This is a genomic window from Arenimonas sp., assembly GCF_044348765.1.
GTDB lineage: Bacteria > Pseudomonadota > Gammaproteobacteria > Xanthomonadales > Xanthomonadaceae > Arenimonas.
Genome location: NZ_JBIKSE010000106.1, coordinates 1 through 7,071, shown reverse-complemented (window position 1 = coordinate 7,071; position 7,071 = coordinate 1). Strand labels below are relative to the sequence as shown.

The window sequence follows — 7,071 nt, the reverse complement described above, 5'->3', positions numbered from 1 at the left end:
ACAAAACGAGTATGGCTTTAAAAACATAGAAGAGTTTTTAGCAGAGTTTTTATCTAACCCATATTTTAGAGAACGTATGCAACAAGCTGAGTACCAAAGAAAGTCTCAGTTTAGTTTCTTAGATAGGATGTGGAATAGCATTAAGTCTTTCTTTAATCGGTACTTGTTTAAGGATATGGGTAAAACCATGTTTGATCAAGTACAAGAAACTCTTAATGATTACTTTGATTACTTAATGACTCTACAAGACTTTCCAGACAGTCTTGCAGAAAATCAAATTCGATTTAGTCAACCCTTTGCACAAAGACAAAGTAAGTCTGAAATTTCTGCTCGACTTACAGGATTTTATGATTACATCGACTCAAATGTTGATAGTGGTATTTGGAATCAACTAAGACAAAATCTTGGGGAAATAGCAGGTAAAGAAACTCTTGAGTTAAGAGCTATTAATGCTTTGCAAGATACCTTCGGTAAGATTTCGACAGCTGATATCGCCGATAGTCTTGTAGCCACATTACAATACACGGAAGAGTTAAAGACATTTACCAACAAACTTGTTAGTGACATTAAAACTTTGAGTCAAGGTAAATCTCATTATGAACCTGAAGTTTATTTAAAGAAACTTAATAGTGCAATTATTTTAGCAGAAACTCTGTTAGACCAAGCTCAAAGTTTAGAAACAAACTTAGTACAGCAGTTGTTAGAAGATAGTTTTAAAGGACTTACTAAAGAAAGACAAGAACAAATTGCAGAAAAAAGATTAGCGCTCCAAAAAGAAATTCTCACAATAGACAGTTACATTGCTACCTATAAAGAAAATCTACAAAAAGCAACAGAAAATCTTAATAACTTAAGAAGCATAGCTAAAAAAGAAGTAATTAGTCCAGTAGCTGAAGTAGTTGCTGCAAAATTTCAGTTGATTGCAGATCAAATGAAAGATCCTAATCATCCTATTAGAAAAGAATTAGCTTTTCTTGAGGAAGAGTTAGCTAGATTTGAAACTATTGGGAACAAAAAACTTGTTGAGGAAACTAAAAAGCAGATAGCTGATATTAACAAAGCACTTTCATTTACTCCAACTACTGAAAATATAATAAGATTACTTACTTCTGCTACCGATCAAGCTATGGGAGCTGAGACAATATTTAGTCGTTATATAAATGTAGGAGGACATTCAGGAGTTGTAATACCTGATATTATAAACGCTTTTATTAATGACCATGTTGTTGCTGCTACTAACGAAAGTCTTAAGAAAGACGCAAAGATTCGTGAAATACAAAAAAGAATAGAAACAAGAAACAAGAAAAAAGGAATTGGAAGAAGTATACTACAAAGTGCTAAAGGTACTTTTAGTATTAAGTCTTCTAATACTAGGGACAAGTTTCAAGGATTCTTTAGATTAGTTCCTGTTAAGTATTACGACAAGAACGGTAAGGTTACAATTATTACTCAGAAAGTATACAACACCCCTATGTTGGAAGCTGAGTTTCAAAATGATTTAGGTGACTTAACAAATGAACTTATTCTAGCCAGAAAATCTGGAGACCAAGATAGAATAGATAAAGCAGAACTAAACTTAACTACATTCATTGAGGATTACGCAGAGCGTGAATTTGTAGATGAGTATTACACGGCAGAAAAACTTCTTACTGATGATGCTCGTAATGCTCGTGCTGAAATCTTAAAAGAAATAGAACTTTATAGTAGTGTATTTGGAGATGACGATTTAGACGCAGAGATTACTAACCCTGTACAAGGAAGCGCATCAGAAAAGAATCCTACAGTAAGAGAAATGAGAGCCAAGTTAAGACGTGATTACGTAAGACTAGGTTCAATATTTAATGAGGATGGAACAGAAAAACCAGTAGGAAGTAAAGAAAGACAGATTGCAGAATCTATCTTAGCTTATAACAAAGCAAGAAAAGAGTTAGATGTAATTGAGTTTGTAATTGGCGAAGATGCACTAACTAAGTTTACTCAAATCAAAGACAGATTTGAAAAAACAATTTCAAACCTCAAAGCTCAAATCAGTGAACTTAATGACCAAATAGACTTAGCTCAAGCAGCTAACGACTATAACCGTATAGAAAGTTTTCAAGCTTTAGTTAGTGAAAAGAAACATCAACTAGCAGTAGAAACTAAAAAACAACAGGAATGGTTAGAAGCAAACACAAGAGTTGAGATTAAACCTCAGTTCTTCGAAAAACAACAAAACATTACAGAGCAAATAAAAGCAATTCTGTCTAAGTATAATAGTAATCCTGAAGTTACTGAGAAGTACGAAAGATTGTTTAGTGCTGTACGTGGCTTTAGAGACTCAGACGGAACAATACAAGGTAACTTAATTAATCCAGGATTAGGAAAGACTATCAAAGACATAGAGCAATCTATAGAAGACTTAAAGAAAGAAGTTAAAGAGAGCACTACTATTTCGGAAGCCGACCAAGCTGCGTTAAATGGATTGTTCAAAAGTTTATACTCTCTTCAATCTAAAGTAACTACTCCTTACTACGGAGAAACTATAAGAGTTGTTAAGGACAAGTTACGCTCTAGGTTGACTCAGGACGAAAGAAATCAAATCAATAAAAAAGCTAGTGACCTTGCAGATTTGTTTTTAGCAAATCCAGAATCGTTTGAGCCTTACTTTGACGCCCTTCTTAGTTCTAAGAACTTTCTTGAGGGCGATTTCTTTGTAGGAAGAAATAGAGAAGACTATCCTCCACAAGAAAGTGATAGACAAGCTATCATAGATAAGTTTAATAACCTATTAACTGAGATTGAGTTAAACAATAGAGTCAAAAAAACAGACTGGTATAATGATAATCATATTGCTATTACGTATGAGGTAAAGGATGGGGATTTTGGAACAAGAACAGTTACAGAGATTCGTCCTATCTATATTTGGAGAAAGACTATACCTAACGATGAAACGTATATAAATCGTGATAGTCCTAGTTTTGATTGGTCAACTCCTCGTATTAGATCTGAGTACAAAAATCCTAACTACAAATTCTCGGGACAAGCAAGACCAAGAAAAGATGCAAAAGATAGCAAGTATGTAAACCAAGATTACGATAAGTTAGACGACGAAGAAAAGTCTATCATGCAGGATATTTTAGATATCTATGAGGACGACCAGCGTATGCTTCCAGTAGGACAAAGATTAAAAGGTTACGTAATGCCTAACGTAACTAAAGACAACAAAGAAGAAGTTTCAGATTATAGAAGACCTCTTTATAAACTTTACTCTGCATTTAGTTCTTTAAAGCTTTTTTTAAAGGCCAACGTTCCAGGTATGGGAGATGAAGAGATTGAAGAAGATATTCTACAGTCTCGTAAAGAATCTCAAATAAAGGGTAGAGGTAAAAATGTTCGTCTGATTAAAACAAGATACAAAGAACCCTTGTCGGCAATTGATTCTACTGATAACATTCTTCAAGCACTTGCAGCTTTCTCTACGTACACAGCAGAGTTTAAAGGACTACAAAAAGCCTTACCTACTATATTTGCGTTGAGAGACTCTTTTGCTGAAAAAGCTCAAGAAGTGCCTGCTCAAGATACAAGTAAAATAAGAGCGGTTTGGAATAAATTTAAATCAGGAGGAAACACAACTCAAAAAGAACTTATCTTAGACCAAATAGATGACCAGATAGAAAAGTTTTTTTACGGTGCAACCTTACGAGGTGGAGGAAACAGTGCAATAGGACGAGTTGTAAATAGAGCAATTAACCACATCACTAATAGATTTCAAAAGTTTGTATTAAGATATAACCCATTACGTATGCCTAAAAATGTTGTTGCAAACATTCTTAATGCTACAGGTAACTCATCCAAGTTTGGTTTAAGTAAACAAGAGATGCTTATGGGTATGGCAAGAGCTGCAAAGCATAGATCAGAGTTGATTGGACTTGAGCAAGGTATAGATAAACTAAGTCCTTATTTAGCTCAACTAATCTACTTTAGAGCAATTCCTTTAGCAGATCCTACTAACTTATACCGTTCTATCAATTCAGGATTTGTAACTAGATATCTAAACGCAGATAATTTTAATGCTCAGTGGTTTTCTTCTAACGAAGCCATATCTACATTAGGAGTTTATGAAGGTATAATGGCTAAAACTTATGTAGATTTTACAGGACCTAACACTCCTCCTGGATACCAGATAAAATTAAAAGACGCTTATGATTATGTCGATGGTGTACTTGTTCCTAAAGATGGAGTTCTTGGAATAAGCAGAGCACGTTTAAACGAGTTAGTTACACAAAGAAATGAATTTATAGCTGATTACCTCCTTAAGAATAATGTAACAGATTACAAAAAGTTAAAACCAGTACAACAAGTACAGTTAAGCAAAGAGATTGATGTTAAGTTTGGTGCGAAGATTAAAGCTGAAGAAAAAGCTATTGGAGAAAAAATAGAAAAACTACGTCAGATAGAAAACTATGTAAGGGACCAAGTCTTCCAATTGTATACATCAACTCAAGGTAACTATTTCAGAAGAGGTAGAGCACATTATGAAAGTATAGTTTGGATGAAACTTATCTTTACTATGAAATCTTGGTTTTGGCCACAAGCAGCTAACTTATACGGAGGTAAGAAGTTCTCTGTAACTACAGGTAGACTTGATGAAGGTTCATACGGTGTATTTATGGGAGCACTTCGTCGTAGTGTACTAGGATTAAACACAAAAGGAAAGAGTCTGTCTATGGATTACAGATGGAGTGAAAGAGAAAAAGAAGCTACAAGTAGAGTAATACAACACATGGGTGCTTCTACTATTATGTATACGCTTTCTTACTACTTTGCTAATGTTGCTATGGCTGCACTAAAAGGAGCAGGTGACGATGATGAACAAGATTGGGAAAAGTACTTATTAGCAATACTTCTTCTTGGTTCATTTAATGAATATGCAGGTACATTAAACCCAGTATATTCTCCTTTAATCCAGTATAATAAGTTTAAAACTGACCCATTAAAGAAGAGTTACGAAAAAGAGGGTCTAGGTTCTAAAGCGTTTCGAGTAGGTTACACAGCTTTATTTGGACAACAAATAAATGCTATCGATAAAATCTTAGACGGCTATGGTTTAATAGGTAAAACAATAGGAACAATTCCAAGAGATGCTAAGAGATGGTATGAAGGTAAAGGTACCTTTGGAGATATCTTTGATGAACCCTATGCAGAGATTAGCGGAGATGGATACGGTTATGTTCTTCCACATGCAAGAGTTAAAGCCTACGAAGGTGAGAGTGCTTGGGCAGTAGGATTAAGTAAAGTGAGTGGTGTTGAAGTTGGTATTAAGAGTATGGACTTTGGTACTAAACTAATTCAACAAGTTTCGTTTACTCCTGCTCCTGGATTAACTAATCCTGTCGGACAAATGAACACTATTCTTTCTAGATTAGATGAGTTAGAGAAAAACTTTAATAGACTAAGTGCAGAAGATCTTATGGCTGTAGAAAAAAATATTTTAAGATATGACTACAATCCTAAAAAAGATAAAGTAACAGCAGTTCCGAATGAAACACTTTTAAACTATAAAATGAACTTAGCTGACAATGATGAAATAGCTAAAATCCTCCAAGAGGTATCTTTGTTGTCTGCAGAAAGAGACAGATTACTTAGTTCAAAAGAAGGTTACGCTTACTTAAGAAACTACGAAGAAAATAAGAGAGCAGCCGCAGCAATAGGTAAATCAAGATCAGATTTCTTTGACTCTATGACAGAAAGTGTTACAGGATACTCTAAGCCTAAATTTCAAAAAAGCCAAGAGTTGTATGAAAATGAAGCAAGAGCATCTCTTTACTTACAGCTAAGAGGAATACAAATAGGACAGAAAGATGCAGATATCCGTAAGGCGTACAAAGAAGAAGAGGACGCAAGAATAAAAGAACAGACTTCTCAATTACCAATAGATTAATTTTTATACTTGACAAAAGAACAATTAAAGTTAAATTTGTAATGTCGGACGCAAGTCGGTTTTAATAACGAAAAAAAATGGATAATTTTCAACAAGTAAACGAACAAGCAAAACGCTTAAGAGCGATTTCAGCACACACAGGACTTTCTGTAGGCTCTGGAGGCTTTAAACGCCACAGCACAGGTACTGTAACAAACGTACGGTACAATGCACTAGTAGTACAAGAAGATACTGTATTCACAGAATTTCTTGTCAATGGTGTTTCTGAGTTGGCTAACAATGGTATGAGTACTATTACCTTCAAGCAAGGAGCATTTCTTCCTGGAGGAGTGATTACTGGTTTTGCTATCTCTTCAGGTAGTGTAATTGCTTACAAGTAATGATTGGTATCGGTATAGGTATAGGTATAGGCCGTTAAATGAAGACCTCTTTTCTCTTATACACAAGTACAACTCTCTTAGCTTTTTTAGGAGCTTACTTCCTTAATCTAGGAGCAGATAATGCTGAACAGTACTTAGCTGTAGTTGCTGTTGTGTTTATAGATGGATTCTTTGGGGTATGGGCAGGAACTAAGATGGAAGGCTTTAAGACGCATAAGGCTCTTAGCGTGCTTAAAACTTTAATGGTGTGGGTATTTATGCTTACAGGTATCTTGATGATTGAGAAGGGCTTTGAGGGCACTTTCTGGCTAAGTGAGACTATTTGTGCTCCCTTTATTCTCTTTCAGCTTATAAGTGCACTCAAGAACGCAGCTAGGGCAGGGTTGATAAAGAATGAGTTACTGCAGTTAATCTTAGATAAAATCGACCAACATAAAGTAAATGAAAAACAAGATTGAAGTTATTGTTATAGGGCTACTACTAATCACAATAGTTTTTTTGTTATGGGAAAGACAAAGTTTAAGTAGCGGTAGTGAAGAGAAGTTTATGTCGTACATGGACTCTATGGAGAAACGCAACGAAAGTTTCCTCAGTAGGGTAGATTCTTTATCTACACTTAAACATGAACAATTTAGTTACTATGAAAAAATCAACCTCAAGTATGACACTATTCAGATTGCTCTTGATACTATGCCTGACATTGACGGCACCAAGTATCTACTCACAATCTCTAGACAGCTTACCGCTAAAGGAGTTGAATAACGAATTCCT

At 34.9% G+C, this 7,071-nt stretch carries 3 protein-coding genes; all 3 read left to right on the top strand.

The annotated features are described in order from the left end of the window. The first annotated feature begins 187 nt into the window (after positions 1–187). The 3 genes from ACIQ0Q_RS09340 (at position 188) to ACIQ0Q_RS09330 (ending at position 6,758) form a co-directional block, all read left to right on the top strand. A complete protein-coding gene (locus ACIQ0Q_RS09340; RefSeq protein WP_395772663.1) occupies positions 188–5,920 on the top strand; it encodes a hypothetical protein in 5,733 nt (1,910 codons plus the stop codon). A 77-nt stretch (positions 5,921–5,997) separates the two neighbouring features. After that, positions 5,998–6,300 carry a hypothetical protein gene (locus ACIQ0Q_RS09335; RefSeq protein ID WP_395772662.1) on the top strand — a complete coding sequence of 101 codons (303 nt, stop codon included), beginning with the start codon at positions 5,998–6,000 and terminating at the stop codon, positions 6,298–6,300. 38 nt (positions 6,301–6,338) lie between these two features. Next, positions 6,339–6,758: a phage holin family protein gene (locus ACIQ0Q_RS09330; protein WP_395772661.1), complete on the top strand. Its 420-nt coding sequence runs from the start codon at positions 6,339–6,341 to the stop codon at positions 6,756–6,758. The last annotated feature ends 313 nt before the right edge of the window (positions 6,759–7,071 follow it).